A 15,902-nucleotide genomic window follows, 5' to 3' on the forward strand; every position below is an offset into this window, starting at 1 on the left:
CGAGCAGGTGCCCGCGGGCGGTCGGTCGCCCGCGGTTCCACCCATCGGAACCGGCCCGGGATCCGGGCCATGGTCCGGTCGGACAACACCCGCCCCTACGAAGTCACACGGGAGTGCCGGCCGAGGATCTCGCCGATGCCCTCGCGATACGAGGTGACGTCGAAGTCGGGAAAACGCGCCGTGAACTTCGAGGTGTCGAAGATGTTGTCACCGCGGTAGCGCGGCAGCAGTTCCTGGACCTCTCCGAGCGGTCCGACGAAGCGGCCGCCGATGGTGAAGACGGCAAGGGGGAGCACGGTGTAGCGGATGCGGCGGCCGGTGATCTCTTCGGCCACGTGGACCAGTTCGGCGTAGGTGAGGCGGTGCGGGTCGACGGGCAGGTGCCAGGTCTGGCCGTAGGCGTCGGGGGTGTTGCCGATCAGGGCCATGGCGCGGCTGGCGTCCGGTGTCCAGATGAGGGACCGGACGGTCTTCGCGCTGACGGGGACGAACGGCCGCTTGCCCGCCTTGATCCGGTCGAAGACGAGCGAGTTGGTCAGGCTCTTGGTCTTTCCCGGGCCGTAGAACTCCGGCGCCCGGCAGATGGCGGCGTCGACCTTCCCCGCGCTCATCGCGTCCAGCAGCGTCGTCGCGATCTGCGCGCGCACCCGGCCCTTGCGGCCGTTCGGCTCGAAGCGGGTCGACTCGGTCTGCGGGGTGGTCGTGCCCGGGTACATGTACGTGTTGTCGAAGAACACGAGCTTGGTTTCGTGCTTCGCGCAGGCGTCGATGACGTTGCGCATCATGGCGGGGAACTGTCGCTCCCACAGCCCCGAGTCCATGGGCAGGCCCACGGTGAGGTAGGCGACCTCGCTGCCCCGAACGGCCCGGTCCGTCGCCTCGGGGTCGGTCAGGTCTGCCCTGACGAGTTGGTCGGTGTCGTGGATCTTCTTGGGGTTGCGGCTGACCAGCCGGATGTCGCGCGTGAAGCCGCGGTACAGCTCCCGGGTGAGTTGTTCGCCGATCGGCCCGTTGGCGCCCAGAACCGTGTGCATGGGATGTATCACTCTTTCTTGTCTACTTGACGCCCGGAAGGCGCTTGAGGATCTTCAGGCCCGCGGAAACGAGGCGGGCGTAGCGTGCGGGGTCGATCCCGTCGGGTGCTCCGACCGGGATCAGCCGCTCGACGGCGATGGTCTGGGACTCGGTGTACTTCAGGAGGCCGTGCTCGCCGTGGCGGCGGCCCAGACCGGAGGCCTTCATGCCGCCCATGGGCGCGTCGACCGAGCCCCATGCCGCGGCGTAGGCGTCGTTGACGTTGACGGTGCCGGCCTGAAGGCGGGCCGCGACGCGCCGCCCGCGCCGCTCGTCACGGGTCCACACGCTGAAGTTCAGTCCGTACTCGCTGTCGTTGGCCCTGGCGACGGCCTCGTTCTCGTCCGCCACGCGGTAAACGGAGACGAGAGGTCCGAAGGTCTCGTGGGCGTACACCTCCATCGTGTCGTCGACGTCGGTGAGGATCGTCGGCTCGTAGAAGAAGGGGCCGAGGTCCGGGCGGTGCCTGCCCCCGGTCAGGACGGTGGCTCCCTTGGACCTCGCATCTTCGACGTGGCGGATCACGGTCTCCAACTGCTTCTGGGAGACCAGCGACCCCATGTCGCCCGAGTAGTCGACGGCCGCAGACAGTTTCATCGCCTCGGTCGCTGCGACGAGCTTGCGGGTGAACTCGTCCCAGAGCGTGTCCGGGACGTAGACGCGCTCCATGGAGATGCACAACTGCCCGGTGTTCGAGAAGCAGGCGCGCACCGTTCCGGAGACCGCTTGGTCGACGTCCGCGTCGTCGAGGACGATCAGGGCGTTCTTGCCGCCGAGCTCCATCGAGCAGTCGATCAGGTTCTCGCCGGCCTGCGCGGCGACCTTGCGTCCGACGGCGGTGGAACCGGTGAACATGAGGAAGTCGGAGTTCTCGATGATGGGCAGGCCGAGTTCGGCGCCGGAGCCCGTGACGACCTGGACCAGTCCGGGCTGCATGCCCGCCTCTTCGAGCAGTTCGACGGCCCACAGCGCGGAGAACGGGGTCTGCGCGTCGGGCTTGGCCAGGACCGCGTTGCCCGCGACGATCGCCGGGAGCGCGTCGCTGATGCCCAGGGTCAGGGGGTAGTTCCACGGCGAGATGACTCCGACCAGGCCCTTGGGGTGGTGCAGCTCCCAGGCCTTCGTCAGTCCCGGCTGGACGCCCTGCCGCTTCTTGGGGCGCAGGTACTCGTGCGCGGTGTTCGCGTAGTACCGCGCGTTGAGGGTGACGTCCATGATCTCCTCGAACGCGTGTCGGCGCGCCTTGCCGTTCTCGAGCTGGATCAGGTCCAGGACCTCGTCCTGGCGGGCGAGGACGAGATCGTGGAAGCGACGCAGTACGGCGGCGCGTTCCCGGACCGGACGGGCCGCCCACGCCTTCTGGACCCTTCGGGCGCGCACGGCGGCCGCCGCGACGTCCTCGGGGGTTCCGTGGGGCACGGTTCCGAGCACCTCGCCGGTCATGGCGTTGGTGACGTCCTGGGTGGACGCGGGGTTCGCGACCCGCACGCGGCGGGCCAGGTCCTCCAGGCGAGGGGAGTCGATGCGCGGCGTGATGCGGTGGGGGGTGGGGGTCGTGGTCATGGACTCGCCCTTTCGTGGATCGAGGAGTCACCGAGGGGCCGACCTGTCGAGGTGCTCCTTCAGGCGCGCCATCGTGCGCCTGTTCTCCCGCCGGACCATCGCCGTGACGAGCGGCCCGACCGGGCGCAGCCGCCCGGCGACGGCGATGCGGCCCGTGCGGGTGACCGTGCACCCTCCGGCCGCCGGTTCGACGCGGTAGACGATGTCGATGACGAGCGCGTCGTCGTCGGTTGCCTGGCGGAAGGCGGCGAGACGGCCGGGGGACGCGTCGGTGACCGTCCCGCGGACTTTTCCCAGGGGGGTGTGGTCGACGTACGTGTCGCCGATCGCCGCTGGTGTCGTCCGTCCCGGCGTCGTTCCCCGGTAGCTCGCGGACCGGGGTAGCCAGTCACCGTACCTTCGCGGGTCGCGCAGGCAGGAGTAGGCCTGTTCCGGTGCCGCTTCGGTGGTGATGCTGATCGTGCTTCGGCATGTCATGTGTCCTCCTCGCCCCGCCCGCGGTGCGGCGTGCGGTCCCTGCGCCTCGGGGCGACGGCGCAGACGGTCAGCCGATCGAGATGACCGTGGGCATGTGCAGGGCGAGCTGTCCGTGGGTCATGACGTCCAGGCGCAGGTTGCGCACCGGTCGCAGGGAACGGATGTCGTCCGACAGACGCCCCTCGCCGAGCGTGAGTTCGATGTCGCGGGGGAACATCCGCGTACCTGACGACAGGGCGTTCGTCTGGCTGAACGTCGTGTGCCAACCGCCGCCGAAGTGGGTGTAGGAGTTCAGGGACGACACCGCGGTCCCGCTGCCGTGCTTCGTCTGCCGGGGCGTCGGGGTCCTGAGCTCGAGGTCGGTTCCGCCGGCGTCGTTGGTGATCCGGCCGAAGGTCGTGCAGTCGTCGATCGAGACGTCGATCTCGGTCACCCACTTCGGGAAGCCGTACCCGTCGTGGCCGCGCACCTGAGCGATGTCGGTGTTCACCGGCAGCGAGAGGACGTACGAGTCGAGGTGGTCGTTCTTCAGCGCTGCCAGGAGGTCGACGGCGCCGAGAGGACCGTGCCGGGCCGGCTTGACGGCGATGCCGACGGCGGCTTCGGTGTAGAAGTCGATGTCGCACACGTCGTAGCGGAAGAGCATGACGGACACCAGGCCGAACCCGGGGGCGATCTGCAGCGGCTCGAGCTCGCGCGGGAGTCGGCGCCGGATGGCGCGCGTGGGGGCGATCATCGTCAACCGGGCGTTCGACATCGCGTAGTAGAAGTTCGGGGTGAAGGTCGGCCCGATCCTCGACCGCACCTCCGCCTTGGGTTGGCTCCTGAAGAAGTCGACGCCCGCCACGCGGGGGTCCTTCGCCACCTCGTCGAGGTCGGCCTGCATCCGGTAGCGATCGAACAGACCACCCGACGGAACGCGCACCGTACGCTCGCCCAGGGCGACCTCTACCGTGTCCCGGGGCCTTTCGGCCTGCGTGTCGTCCATGGCTGCTGCTCCCGTCCTCGTCCTCGGTGTCCTTGGTCCCGGCGACTGCACGACAACCGTACACCCAAATGTTTACGCCGCTCACTTCTGTGTGGATCGTCACTTCCGGCCAGGGGCTCCGACCGCCCCCGCAGATCCATCATTGCCGCAGCGGTCGGCGTCCGCATCGCGGTCCGGACTGCGCGGTCGGCCGGCGACGGTCATCCGCGAGGCTCCGTTTCCCCGCTCGACGAGCCAGTCGGGTGAGGCATGCGAACCGGCGAACCGATGCGTCCCGAGCAGCGACCGGGGATCACCCTTCCGCGGGTGATCCCCGGTCGTCGGCCCGCCCGCCCGGCGGTGCACGCATCAGAGTTCTTCGAAGTGACCCCGGCGTCCGCCCGCCCGGCCGGAGATGCGGAGCGTGTCGTCGATGCCGTTGCCCGTGACGTCACCGATGACAAGGGCGGTCTCGTCGTCGGCCGGGGGGACGACGTCGTGCCAGTCCCCACCGACCTCGTCGGCGGACCGAGCCGGCTGATAGAGGGAGGCGATCTCCGGGCCGGGGCGTCGGGGAGCCGCCGGGGGCAGGAGGGGGACCGCCGGGCAGGAGTTGCGCACCGGCCCGGACAAGGGCGTCGGCGGGTTCCGGATCCGGGGGATGCGCCGCAGGGCCTGCGCGTCGCAGCGAGCCACGAGGACGAGCCGTCCGGCGTACGCACCGGATGATCCGCCGCTCGGGTCCGTAGGCGGCGACATCTCCGACCGGGTCGGCCGCGGCGGTGACATCGGCGGGGAAGGCGGACACGACGGCGAGCGCGCCCTCGACGTGTCCGCCGAAGCCCGGGCCCGGTACGTGGAAGAACCCCAGGAACCGCAGCGAGGGCGCGGTCTGGCTCGGCGACGGCCGCAAGAGCTGGTGCGTCGACCCGCGCAGCGGCCGCCTGGCCCTGATCCGGCCGGAGTTCGCGCACGAGTTCCGGCACCAGAATGGCTCTTTCGACCCGTCTCCGTACCTCGCGGCCGACAGCGCCGTGGCGGTGCAGGCGCGTCCGACACGTCAGCGACACCACCGGCGAACGGGCGGTCGGTCTCCGGACCGGCCGCCCCGGTCGTGCCGCGCCGCCGGTGGGCCGCTCCTCGGTGGGAGCGTGCGTCGAGCGCGGCTTCGTCGGCGCCGCCGGATGCCGTGTGCGCAGTACGGGCCGTGCGGACGTCCTCGGCTATGCGTTGTTGATGAGGAGGATCTTGCCGAGGTGGCCGCCCGCCTCCAGCAGGCGGTGCCCCTCCGCGGCGTCCGCCATCGGTACGGTCCGGTCGATGACCAGCTTCACCGTCCCGTCCTCGATCATCGGCCACACATTCTTCTGCACCTCGGCCACGACCCCGGCCTTGTACTCCTTCGAGCGCGTCCGCAGCGTCGTGCCGTGCACCGACGCCCGCTTGAAGACGATCTCCGCCAGGTTGAGCTGCCCCTCCAGGCCCTTCTGCAGGCCGATCACCACCAGCCGACCGTCCGCCGCCAGGGACCGCACGTTGCGTTCCAGGTAGTCACCGCCCACGACGTCGAGGATGACGTCGTACGGGCCGTGCTCGGCGAAGTCCTCGGTCCGGTAGTCGATCGCCACGTCCGCGCCCAGCTCCCGCGCCTGGGCCGCTTTCCCGGCTCCGCCGACCGTCGTCACCACGCGGGCTCCCAGGGCCTTGGCGATCTGGATCGCCATCGTTCCCACTCCGCCGGCGCCACCGTGCACCAAGAGGGTCTCCCCCGCCTTCAGACCCGCGGTCATGACCATGTTCGACCAGACCGTCGCCGTCACCTCCGGCAGGCCCGCCGCCTCCGTCAGTCCGACGCCCTTCGGAAGGGTGAGCAGCTGCCCCGCCGGCACGGCGACCTTCTGCGCGTAGCCGCCGCCCGTCAGCAGGGCGCAGACCTCGTCACCCACCTGCCAGCCGGTCACACCCTCACCGACCGCACTGATCCGGCCGGAGACCTCCAGCCCCGGGTACGGCGACCAGCCCGGCTGCAGGGGATACAGTCCCCACCGCTGCATGACGTCCGCGCGGTTCAGGGCACTGGCCACCACGTCGACGACCACTTCACCCGCGGCGGGTGTCGGGTCTTCGGCCTCGACCCACTGCAGAACCTCAGGACCACCGTGCTCCGTGATCGACACAGCCTTCATGACAACTCCGTTCACAATCAGAATGAAGGGTTCCGACCCCCGGGGAAGGTACGGCGGCCCCAGCCCACCGAGAACCCAATGTGTACGCCACTTACATTACCCAAGAAAAGTAAGCAGGGCAAACATTTGATCCACGGGCGGTGCCCGGTCCGGCCGTTCGTCGCGGACGGTGTCCCGGCTACGCCCCCGGCGGTGGAGACCGCCGTCGACCGAGGTACCCGTTCCGTTCCGGATCACCGACGGCGGGCAATCCGGGAGTGCCGGGTCCTCGGTTGTCGTCGTCCCGGTAGGCCCCGTTCGACGGCCTGGAGGAGCGCGTCCAGCTCCGCCGGTCCTGTCGCCATGAGCAGGGCGGGGAGAGCCGGGTACTCCCGCGCCACGATCAACGCCGCCTCCAGGAGCCGGTCGACGGTGCTTTCGGGTGCGGGCCGGGTGGAGGGGGAACCGGTGTGGGACACCCGCCTCACCGCGCGCTGGAGTCGGACCGCGAAATGCCGGGACACCTCCTCCACGACGGCGCCCTTCCCGGGAAAGCACCGGTACGGGCTTCCCGGGGAGATGCCGGCACGACGCGCGATGGCGTTCATACCGGCCGCCTGGACTCCCGCGGCCGTGACGAGCTCTTCCGCGACATCCACGATCCGGGAGATCCGCTGTGCGCCTCTCGCCCGACGCTTGCGCCGGGAGGGGGCGGACGCGCCGGCTGCTGGACCGTCGAGGAGCATGGCCGTCTCCGTCTTCACCGTCCGCCCCGCACCTTGAGGGCTCGTTACCGGACCTCACGCATGAAAGTGGCGAGGCCGGGCCGCCCGGAGGTTCCCGCCGGACGTCTCCCGCACACCCGTCAGGACGACGGCGGATGCACTGGAGCGACCGCCCTCCCAGGACTGCGGTTTCGGGTGGGGTGCGGTCGTCACTCCGCCGGCAGGACGATCTCCCTCTTGAGGATCTTGCCGCTCGGCCCCAGCGGCAGCGCGTCCACGAGCCGCACCCGGCGCGGGTACTTGTAGGCCGCCACCCGCTCCTTGACGTACTCCCGCAGTTCCTCGGGGGTGGCCCGCGCGCCGGGACGGAGCACGACCGCGGCCGCGACCTCCTCGCCCAGCTCGGCGTGCGGGACGCCCAGCACGGCGGCCAGGGCGACCGCGGGGTGCTCGTGCAGGACCTCCTCGATCTCGCGCGGGTAGACGTTGTAGCCACCGCGGATGATCATGCCCTTCTTGCGGTCGACGATGTACAGGTAGCCGTCCTCGTCCGCCCGGGCCAGGTCGCCGCTGCGCAGCCAGCCGTCGGGAACGGCGGCCGCCGTCTCCTGGGGGCGGTTCCAGTAGCCCTTCATCACGTTCGGCCCCCGCACGGCCAGCTCACCGATCGCGCCGGGCGACACGTCCTGTCCCTTGTCGTCCACCAGCCGCACTTCGACGTCGCGAATGGGAGTGCCGATGGAGCCGGCCTTGCGGGGCCGGTCGGGGTGGTTGAAGGTGACGACCGGGCTGGTCTCGGACATGCCGAAGCCCTCCAGGACCGGACACCCGAAGCGCCGTTCGAAGCCGTGGAGGATCTCCACGGGCAGCGAGGCGCCGCCGGAGATGCACATCCGCAGGGTCGACACGTCCGCCTCGGACGGGTGCTGGAGCAGCGCCGCGTACATGGTCGGGACGCCCTCGAAGACGGTGGCCCGCTCGCGGGCGACGGCGTCCAGGACGGCCCCCGGCTCGAAGCGGGGGATCAGGACGAGCGAGGCGCCGCTGCGGACGGCCGCGCTCATGGTGCAGATCTGTCCGAAGATGTGGAAGAGGGGCAGGCAGCCCACCACCACGTCGTCCGGTGTCATCCGCTGGATCTGAACACCGTTGACCTCGGTGTTGTGCCGCAGTCCCGCGTGGGTGAGGACGGCGCCCTTGGGGCGTCCGGTGGTGCCGGAGGTGTACAGCAGGACGGCCATGTCGTCGTCATCCGTCTCGGCGACGTCGGACAGCGGCTCGTGCCCGGCCAGCGCCGCGGCGAACGCGGCGGGCTCGACGGCGACGTAGCGCACCCCCGCGGCGGCGGCTCCCCGCGCGCCCTCCCCCGGCGCCTGGTGCCATTCGAAGAGCCGCACCGCGCCGGAGTCTGCGAGGTGGAACTCGGTCTCCCTGGTCTTCAGGAGCGGGTTCATCGGGACGACGACCGCTCCGGCGCGGAGGATCCCGTAGTACAGGACGACGAACTCGGGAACGTTGGGCAGCATCAGGGCGACCCGGTCCCCCGGCTCGACGCCCTCGGACCGAAGCAGCGTGGCAGCACGGGCGCTGTACTCGTCCAGCTCCGCGTAGGTGATCACCCGCTCCCCCAGGCGCAGTGCGGGGTGTCCGGGCTGCCGCCGCGCCGTCTCCTCGAGGAACTTCGCCAGATTGGCCATGACTCGCCTCCGTTACACGGAACCACCGAAATGTTTACGTCGCAGACATCTTGCAGTCCGTAACGAGGTCCGCCCTATGGGCAGCAGGACAGGGCCCGGGTCCACTGATTGTTCGTAGGAACAAAGTCGGTTGATTATGCTGTGGTGATGAATCTTTCGGGCGTGGTTGCGGCGCTTTACGCAAGGCTCCCCGAACTGGCCGAGAAGATGGCTCTGCGCATCCGTTCGGAGGTCGACGCCTACCGGGACGAGACGCTGATCTCACTGGATTCGCTGCGGGACTCCTGCTCCGCCAACGCCGATCTCCTGCTGGGGCACCTCGGTCACGAAGGTGATCCCGAGGCGGGGGCGGCACATGAGACCGGGCGGACCCGGGCGGAGCAGGGCGTCCCCCTGGCCGACACGCTGCGGGCGTATCGCATCGGCTCGGAGCTGCTGTGGACCGAGATCCTCACGGAGGCGCGCACCCGCCCCGAGGTCTCGGACGACCTGCTGGTGTCGGAGTCCGCGCGCTTCTGGGCGCTGTTCGGCCTGTACGTGGAAGCGGTGGCGGTGACCTACCGGGAGACGGCCGCCGAGCTGACCTCACGGGGTCAGGCCAGGCGGTCCGCCCTGGTGGAGGCGCTGTTCACCGGCGTCATCGCCGACGGCACACTGTGGGAGGCCGCCCGGGAGCTGGGCCTGCCGGAGCAGGGGCCGTTCGCGGTCGCCGTCGCGCAGGCCGCCGCGCCGGGCGAGGAGCCACTCGCGGGCGCGGAGGCGGCGTTGCGGAGGGTGGACGCCCCTTCCGCCTGGAGGTTGCTGCCGGATCAGCAGCTCGCTTTGATCGCGTTGCCTTCGGGGGAGTCGGAGAACGCCTGCCTGCGCATCCTGCGACGGAGCCGTGCCCGCGTGGGTTTCAGCCCGTGTTTCGACTCGCTGCGGGACGCTCCGCGGGCTCTGCGCTTCGCCCGCCTGGCCCTGTCCGGGCTGCCGGGCACCGGGCCCGGGGTGGCACGGTTCGACGACAACCCTCTGGCGATGGTCGTCGCCGCGGCGCCCGGCGAGGCCGCCCATCTGGTGGAGGTCACTCTTCGGCCGGTGCTCGACCTGCCGGCCGCGGAGCGGTCTCGTCTTCTGCGGACCCTGGAGCACTGGTTCGCGTCCGGAGGGTCGGCCGACTCGACGGCCCGGAGCCTGTTCGTCCACCCCAACACCGTTCGTTACCGGCTTCGCCGCGTCGAGGAGCTGACGGGCCGGCTCCTCTCCGATCCGCGGGCGACGGCGCAGATCGGCGCCGCACTCCTGACCGTCGGTGGCCCCGGGGGCTTCGACGGCCGTCCCCGTGGCTCGTGAGGCACGAGAACACCCTGCGCCTTCTCCTCCCGGAGAAGGCGCAGGGTGGGATCTGAGGCCGTCACGCCCCCACGGACGTGGGGCGGGGCCCCGGAGGCCGGGACGTTTCTCCTCAGACGCGGCCGGCCGTCTCTCGGCGCGGCGTCTTCTTCTCGATGTACGGGGTCGTGGCCGGAGCCGCGGCGGGCAGGCGCGCGCCTTCGATGTCGACGTCCGGGAGCAGCCGGTCGAGCCAACGGGGCATGCTCCAGGCCCGTCGCCCGAGCAGGGCCATGGCGGCGGGCACGAGCGTCATGCGGACGACGAAGGCGTCGATGAACACGCCGAAGGCGAGCGAGAATCCGATGGCCTTGATGATCGGGTCCTCGTTGAAGACGAACCCGCCGAAGACCGCGATCATGATCAATGCGGCGGCCACGATGACCCTCGCACTGCTGGAGACGCCCTGGGCAACGGCCTCGGCCTCGTCCTTGCTGTGCTCGTAGTGCTCACGCATCCGGCTGACGAGGAACACCTCGTAGTCCATGGCGAGGCCGAAGAGCACGCCGGTGAGCAGGATCGGGAGGAAGCTGGTGACCGGTCCGACGGCCGCCACGTCGAGCAGACCGTTCAGGTGCCCCTTCTGGAAGACCCAGACCGAGGCGCCCAGGCTCGCGCCGACCGAGAGGAGGAAGCCGAGCGCCGCCTTGAGCGGCACCAGGACCGAGCGGAAGGCGATGGCCAGCAGGACCAGCGCGAGGAGGACGATGACGCCGATGAACAGGGGCAGCGCGTCACCGAGCTTGGCGGCGACGTCGACAGCCATGGCCGTCTGCCCGGTGACGTAGAGGGCCCCGCCCGCAGCGGCGACCTCGGGCGCCCGGTCGCGCATGCGGTGGACCAAGTCGGTGGTGGCTTCCGCGTCGGGGCTCGACTTCGGCATCACGGCCATGACCACGACGCCGCCGGAGGGGCCGGCCACCGGGGGCGCGACGGCGGCCACGTTCTCGTCCGCGACCAGCGCGCCGCGCAGCTGCGTCACGGCGCCCTGCCGCTGCCCCTGCGGGATGCCTTCGGTGTCCACCACGGCGATGAGGGTGGCGTTGAAGCCGGGCCCGAAGCCTTCGGTGAGCAGGTCGTAGCTCTTGTGCTGGGTGCTGGCCTCGGGCTGGGAGGCGTAGCTGGGCAGGCCCAGGCGCAGGTCCTTGGCGGGCAGGGCGAGGGCGAGGAGGCCCAGGACGCCGGCGACCAGGACGACGGCGGGCGTGCGGGTGACGCCTCGGACCCAGGCCAGGCCCCAGGAGCCGGGGGCCCGGTTCTCGCGCCCGCCCTTCCGTCGCGGCCGGCGCGGACGCATCCGCTCGCCGAAGACGCCGAGGACGGCCGGGAGCAGGCTGACGGCGACCAGGACGGCGATCAGCACGGTCACGGCGCCGGCCAGGCCCATGACCGTGAGGAACGGGATGCCGGTGATGGCCAGGGCGGCGAGTGCGATGACGACCGTGGCGCCGGCGAAGACGACCGCGCTGCCGGCCGTGGCGGTGGCCCGTGCGATCGACTCCTCCCAGTCGGTGTCGGGGTCGGCGAGCTGCTCGCGGTGCCGGGAGATGACGAACAGCGCGTAGTCGATGCCGACCGCCAGGCCGATCATCAGGGCCAGCACGGTCGCAGTGCCCGTCATCTCCACAAAGCGGGAGACGAACATGGTGCCGAGCACGCCGACGGCGACGCCCAGGAGCGCGGTCAGCAGGGGCAGTCCGGCGGCGACGACGGAACCGAGCGCGACGGCGAGGACCACGAAGGCGATGACGACGCCGACCAGTTCGGCCGGACCACCCGCCTCGGTCTGCGGGAGCATGGCGGAGCCGCCCAGCTCGACCTGCATCCCGGCGTCGCGGAGGGGTTCGACAGCGGTGGCGAGTTCTTCCTTGGCCTCCTCGGTCACCTCGGGGGCCTCGTCCGCGAACCGGACGTCGGCGTAGGCGATGGTCCGGTCGGGCGACACCGTGCCGGTCTCGGTCGGCCGGGAGACGTCGATGACGCCCTCCACGGCCGCCGCCTCGCGCAGGACGCCGTCGAGCGCCTTCCGCTGCGCCGGGTCCGTGACGGCCTTCCCCTCGGGGGCGGCGACCACGATGCGCACGACGCCACCGGCGGCGGGAGGGAACCTCTCCTTGAGGAGGTCCTGCGCCTCCTGCGCCTCGACACCGGGAATGGTGAACTGCGTGGACGTCTTTCCGTGCAGGGTCGCCCCCAGGCCGCCGACGACGGCGAGCAGGAGTATCCAGGTCGCGATCACCCAGCGGCGGTGGCGAACCATCCAGCGCGCCCAGGCGTACAGGCGTGAGGCCATCGAAGCATTCCTAACCGGTCGAGACCCTGAGCAAGGGGAAATCAGGAGGCAGAAGCGCGGTGGAGGGGTCAGGGCAGGCATCTCCACCGCTTGATGCACAGTAACGCATTTTTGCATTCGACTGTAAATTAGCTACCGATGGTAAGATGCCCGCATGACGGGTGACAGCCTCAGGGAACGCAGCAAGGCACGGCGTAGGGAGGCGATCCTCACGGCGGCGTACGAGCTGTTCGCCGGGCGGGGCTTCGACGCCACGAGCATCGCCGACATCGCCGAGGCCGCCGAGGTCTCGCCGCGTACGGTCACGCTGTACTTTCCGACCAAGCTCGAACTGGCGATGGAGCACTTCAACGTGTTCGTCGAGCGGCTCGCCGCGGCCCTGCACGCCAGGCCCGCAGGCCAGGGAATCCTCGACACCGTGGAGCATTGGCTGCGCGAACAGGCGGGCTCCCGCGACGAGTTCGACGAGCTCTACGACCAGATGCTCCAGGCGAATCCCCAGCTCAAGGGGCTCTGCAGGGGCCGTCTGACCGATGTCGTGCAGGACGGCGCCCGGCTACTCGCCGAGGAACAGGGCTGGCGCCCCGACGCCTTCGCCCCGCGCGTTCTGGCGGCCACGGTGGCGAGCGTGATCAGTGAGCTGACGCACCAGTCCGAGCCGGGCGACCTGGAGACCGCGATGACCTTCATCCGCGCCGCGGCCGCCACCCTGCAGCCCGGCTGATCCGGCGCCCGACCCGCTCCTTCCCCGGAACGCGCCGGTGTCCGGTCGGCCCCGGGGAGGCCCCGGATCGTACACAGGATCCGCATCCCGCGGTCACGGACCGCCTCGGCGGCGTCCACGAACGATCGGACGAACGCGACGTCGGTGGCGCCCCCGGTCGGACCGGCCGAGGGGTCGGTGAAGCCGGACTCGTGGAGTTCGGCCCGGGCGTCGGGGCGGCGCCGGGTGAACCCGGCCAGGATGTGCGCGGTCGGTTCGAGCGCGGCACCGACGACGAAGCCCACCCCCAGGGGGGTCCGCTCCTCCCGTCCCGTCCCGTCCGGTCCTTCAGGACCGGGCGGCCGTCGGCGCGCCCACCGTCATGCGCGTCATCACGCGGTGGCGCTCGGCGAGTTCCTGCGGGGAGTGCTCGCCCCCGGCCCGGTACCACTGCGAGACGCCCGTGCACATGGTGACGATCGCCCTGGCGGTCTCGCGCGGGTACGGGGTCGTGAACTCCCCCCGTATGACGCCGTCCTCGACGACGTGGTCCATCAGCCGCTGCTGGCGGTCGCGGGCGGCGATGTAGGTGGTGCGGGCCTCCCCGGTGAGGCTGCGGATCTCGCTGTAGGCGATGAAGGCCAGGTCGCGCTGGTGGGCGTGGAAGAGCACCAGGCACTCCACGAGCAGGTCCAGCCTCCGCGGGACGTCGTCGCCGGCCTCCTCCAAGGCCGCAGTGCTGCGCCGCCACAGGTCTTCCATGGCGTGGGAGACGAGCGCGACGAGCAGTGCCTGCTTCGAGGCGTAGTGGTAGTACAGCCCCGGTACGGAGAGCTCCGCCCGGGAGGCCACCGTCCTGATCGTGGTCCCGTGGTAGCCGTGCTCCATGAAGCAGGCGAGCGCGGTCCGGAGGATGGGCGGCAGTCCGCTGCCCGAGTAGGCCCTCCACGCCACCCCGGCATCGGTCTCGGTCACGGCACTCCCCTCGCCCCGGATCTTGTCGCGTCGGCACGTCAGTATGCAGCGTCGCCCGGTCGGCGGCGACGGCAGACCCCTTGACACGGCGCTTCCGTCACCACAATCCTTCACCGAGCGAGCGCTCGGTAACCCCCCTTTCGCGCATCGTAGACCGAGCGAGCGCTCGGTAATCATCGGCTCGCGCACGGCGCGGGCAGGAGGGATGAGAAATGACGGTTCCCGAAGATCCCACGGCGGGTTCCCCGCTCCCGGCCGGTGTCCCGGCGGAGACGGCGGTCGTCCACGACTCCCTCGTGGCCGCCTGGAGGGACCGCGTGGCGAAGAATCCTGACGCCACGGCGCTGCGCTACTTCGACGGAGCCATGTCCGTACGGGAGGTCGACTCCGCGTCGGACGCCCTGGCCGCCGCGTTCGAGGCGCGCGGGACCGGACGCGGTGACCGCGTCGGGGTCTATCTGCAGAACGTCCCGCAGTACGCGCTGATGCTGCTGGCCCTGTGGAAGCTGGGCGCCACGGTGCTGGGGCTCAATCCGATGTACCGGCGGCAGGAGCTGCGCCGGATCGTCGACGACGCCGGGGCGGTGGGGATCGTCTGCGCGGACACCGACGTCGAGGAGACGCTCGGCACCCTGGCGGGGAGCACGGTCCGGTGGCTGGTCAGCACCTCGGCACTCGACTACCAGACCCGCGACGACACGCGGGTCTTCACGACGGCCGAACGCTCCGCCGCCGCGCCGGACGGCGACCTCGTCGCGCTGATCGGGGAATTCGCCGGCCGTCGGCCCTCCCCGGTGCGACCGACCTGTGACGACCTCGCGTTCCTGACGTACACCTCGGGCACGACGGGGCCGCCGAAGGGTGCCATGAACACCCACGGCAACGTCCTGGGCGTGGTGGCGACCTGCGCGGAGTGGACGGGCCTGAGCGACGGGGACGTCGTGTTCGCCATGGCCCCGCTGTTCCACATCACCGGGGCGGTGGTCAACGCGACGCTCTCCCTGCTCACCGACACCACACTCGTCCTGACGGGCAGGTTCCATCCCGAGGTCGCTCTGGAGGCCTTCGCCGAGCACGGGGTGACCTTCACGATCGGCTCCATCACCGCGTACAACGCGATCCACGAGCTGCCGCACGCCGGACCGGAGCACTTCGCGTCGGCGAAGGCCCTGTACTCCGGCGGCGCGCCGATCCCGCCGGCGACCGTCGAGCGGTTCCGGGAGCGGTTCGGCGTCTACCTCCACAACGGCTACGGGATGACCGAGACGACGTCCGCCGTCATCGCCGTGCCCAGGGGGCGCAGGGCGCCGGTCCATCCGCCGAGCGGGACGCTGTCCGTCGGGATGCCGCTGCCGGGCCTCACCGCACGGGTGGTGGACCTCCACGGCCGACCGGTTCCCCCCGGAGAGCAGGGCGAGCTGGAGCTGAGCGGGCCGCAGGTGGTGCCCGGGTACTGGGGGAATCCTGGGGCCACCGAGCGGACGATGCCCGGCGGCCGGCTCCGTACCGGCGACGTCGCCGTGATCGACGAGGAGGGCTGGGTCTACCTCGTGGACCGGCTCAAGGACCAGATCAACGTGTCCGGTTACAAGGTCTGGCCGCGCGAGGTCGAGGACGCGCTGTACGGACACCCCTCGGTCCTGGAGGCCGCCGTCATCGGGGAGCCGGACGAATACCGCGGCGAGGTCGTCGTCGCCTACGTGTCCCTCAAGACGGGCGCGGACGCCACCCGGGACGAGCTGATCGCCTTCTCCCGCGACCGCCTGGCCGCCTACAAGTGCCCCCGGCGGATCCACTTCGTCACCGACCTGCCCAAGACCCAGAGCGGCAAGATCCGGCGCGCCGAACTCCGCGGCACCGGTACCGCCTCCCCTTCGAAGGACTGATCC

At 70.8% G+C, this 15,902-nt stretch carries 13 protein-coding genes; 3 read left to right on the top strand and 10 right to left on the bottom strand.

What is annotated here, in order from left to right; all coding sequences use genetic code 11:
- Positions 1-95: 95 nt before the first annotated feature.
- From ACIQKA_RS11735 to ACIQKA_RS11770, 8 genes are all read right to left on the bottom strand, one after another.
- Positions 96-1,034, bottom strand: a complete 939-nt coding sequence (locus tag ACIQKA_RS11735) for an NAD-dependent epimerase/dehydratase family protein (RefSeq protein WP_391095480.1) — start codon at positions 1,032-1,034, stop codon at positions 96-98.
- A 22-nt stretch (positions 1,035-1,056) separates the two neighbouring features.
- A complete protein-coding gene (locus ACIQKA_RS11740) occupies positions 1,057-2,637 on the bottom strand; it encodes a succinic semialdehyde dehydrogenase (RefSeq protein WP_402540785.1) in 1,581 nt (526 codons plus the stop codon).
- A gap of 27 nt (positions 2,638-2,664) precedes the next feature.
- Positions 2,665-3,114: an SRPBCC family protein gene (locus ACIQKA_RS11745; protein ID WP_391095477.1), complete on the bottom strand. Its 450-nt coding sequence runs from the start codon at positions 3,112-3,114 to the stop codon at positions 2,665-2,667.
- Positions 3,115-3,181: 67 nt separating this feature from the next.
- The gene (locus tag ACIQKA_RS11750; RefSeq protein WP_391095476.1) at positions 3,182-4,102 is read right to left on the bottom strand and encodes an acetoacetate decarboxylase family protein; all 921 of its coding nucleotides are present in this window, start codon (positions 4,100-4,102) and stop codon (positions 3,182-3,184) included.
- A gap of 348 nt (positions 4,103-4,450) precedes the next feature.
- A complete protein-coding gene (locus ACIQKA_RS11755; RefSeq protein ID WP_402540787.1) occupies positions 4,451-4,840 on the bottom strand; it encodes a hypothetical protein in 390 nt (129 codons plus the stop codon).
- 464 nt (positions 4,841-5,304) lie between these two features.
- Positions 5,305-6,267, bottom strand: coding sequence for an NAD(P)H-quinone oxidoreductase (locus ACIQKA_RS11760; RefSeq protein ID WP_402540789.1), 963 nt, complete (start codon positions 6,265-6,267; stop codon positions 5,305-5,307).
- Between the two features lie 233 nt (positions 6,268-6,500).
- Positions 6,501-6,992: a TetR family transcriptional regulator gene (locus tag ACIQKA_RS11765; RefSeq protein ID WP_391095504.1), complete on the bottom strand. Its 492-nt coding sequence runs from the start codon at positions 6,990-6,992 to the stop codon at positions 6,501-6,503.
- A 188-nt stretch (positions 6,993-7,180) separates the two neighbouring features.
- Positions 7,181-8,668: a long-chain fatty acid--CoA ligase gene (locus ACIQKA_RS11770; RefSeq protein WP_402540791.1), complete on the bottom strand. Its 1,488-nt coding sequence runs from the start codon at positions 8,666-8,668 to the stop codon at positions 7,181-7,183.
- A gap of 162 nt (positions 8,669-8,830) precedes the next feature.
- Between ACIQKA_RS11770 and ACIQKA_RS11775 the strand changes: the two genes are divergently transcribed.
- Positions 8,831-10,003 (top strand): helix-turn-helix domain-containing protein, encoded by a 1,173-nt coding sequence (locus tag ACIQKA_RS11775; RefSeq protein WP_391095472.1) that lies wholly within the window; start codon positions 8,831-8,833, stop codon positions 10,001-10,003.
- Between the two features lie 112 nt (positions 10,004-10,115).
- On the opposite strand, the gene ACIQKA_RS11780 is transcribed toward ACIQKA_RS11775, so the two are convergent.
- A complete protein-coding gene (locus ACIQKA_RS11780; RefSeq protein ID WP_402540792.1) occupies positions 10,116-12,335 on the bottom strand; it encodes an MMPL family transporter in 2,220 nt (739 codons plus the stop codon).
- Between the two features lie 154 nt (positions 12,336-12,489).
- On the opposite strand from ACIQKA_RS11780, the gene ACIQKA_RS11785 reads away from it, so the two are divergent.
- Positions 12,490-13,059: a TetR family transcriptional regulator gene (locus ACIQKA_RS11785; protein ID WP_391095469.1), complete on the top strand. Its 570-nt coding sequence runs from the start codon at positions 12,490-12,492 to the stop codon at positions 13,057-13,059.
- Between the two features lie 327 nt (positions 13,060-13,386).
- Here ACIQKA_RS11785 and ACIQKA_RS11790 read toward each other — a convergent pair whose 3' ends face one another.
- Positions 13,387-14,013: a TetR family transcriptional regulator gene (locus ACIQKA_RS11790; protein ID WP_391095467.1), complete on the bottom strand. Its 627-nt coding sequence runs from the start codon at positions 14,011-14,013 to the stop codon at positions 13,387-13,389.
- A gap of 212 nt (positions 14,014-14,225) precedes the next feature.
- On the opposite strand from ACIQKA_RS11790, the gene ACIQKA_RS11795 reads away from it, so the two are divergent.
- Positions 14,226-15,899 carry an AMP-binding protein gene (locus ACIQKA_RS11795; protein WP_391095466.1) on the top strand — a complete coding sequence of 558 codons (1,674 nt, stop codon included), beginning with the start codon at positions 14,226-14,228 and terminating at the stop codon, positions 15,897-15,899.
- Positions 15,900-15,902 lie beyond the last annotated feature (3 nt).

It is taken from the genome of Streptomyces sp. NPDC092045 (assembly GCF_044756005.1).
GTDB lineage: Bacteria > Actinomycetota > Actinomycetes > Streptomycetales > Streptomycetaceae > Streptomyces.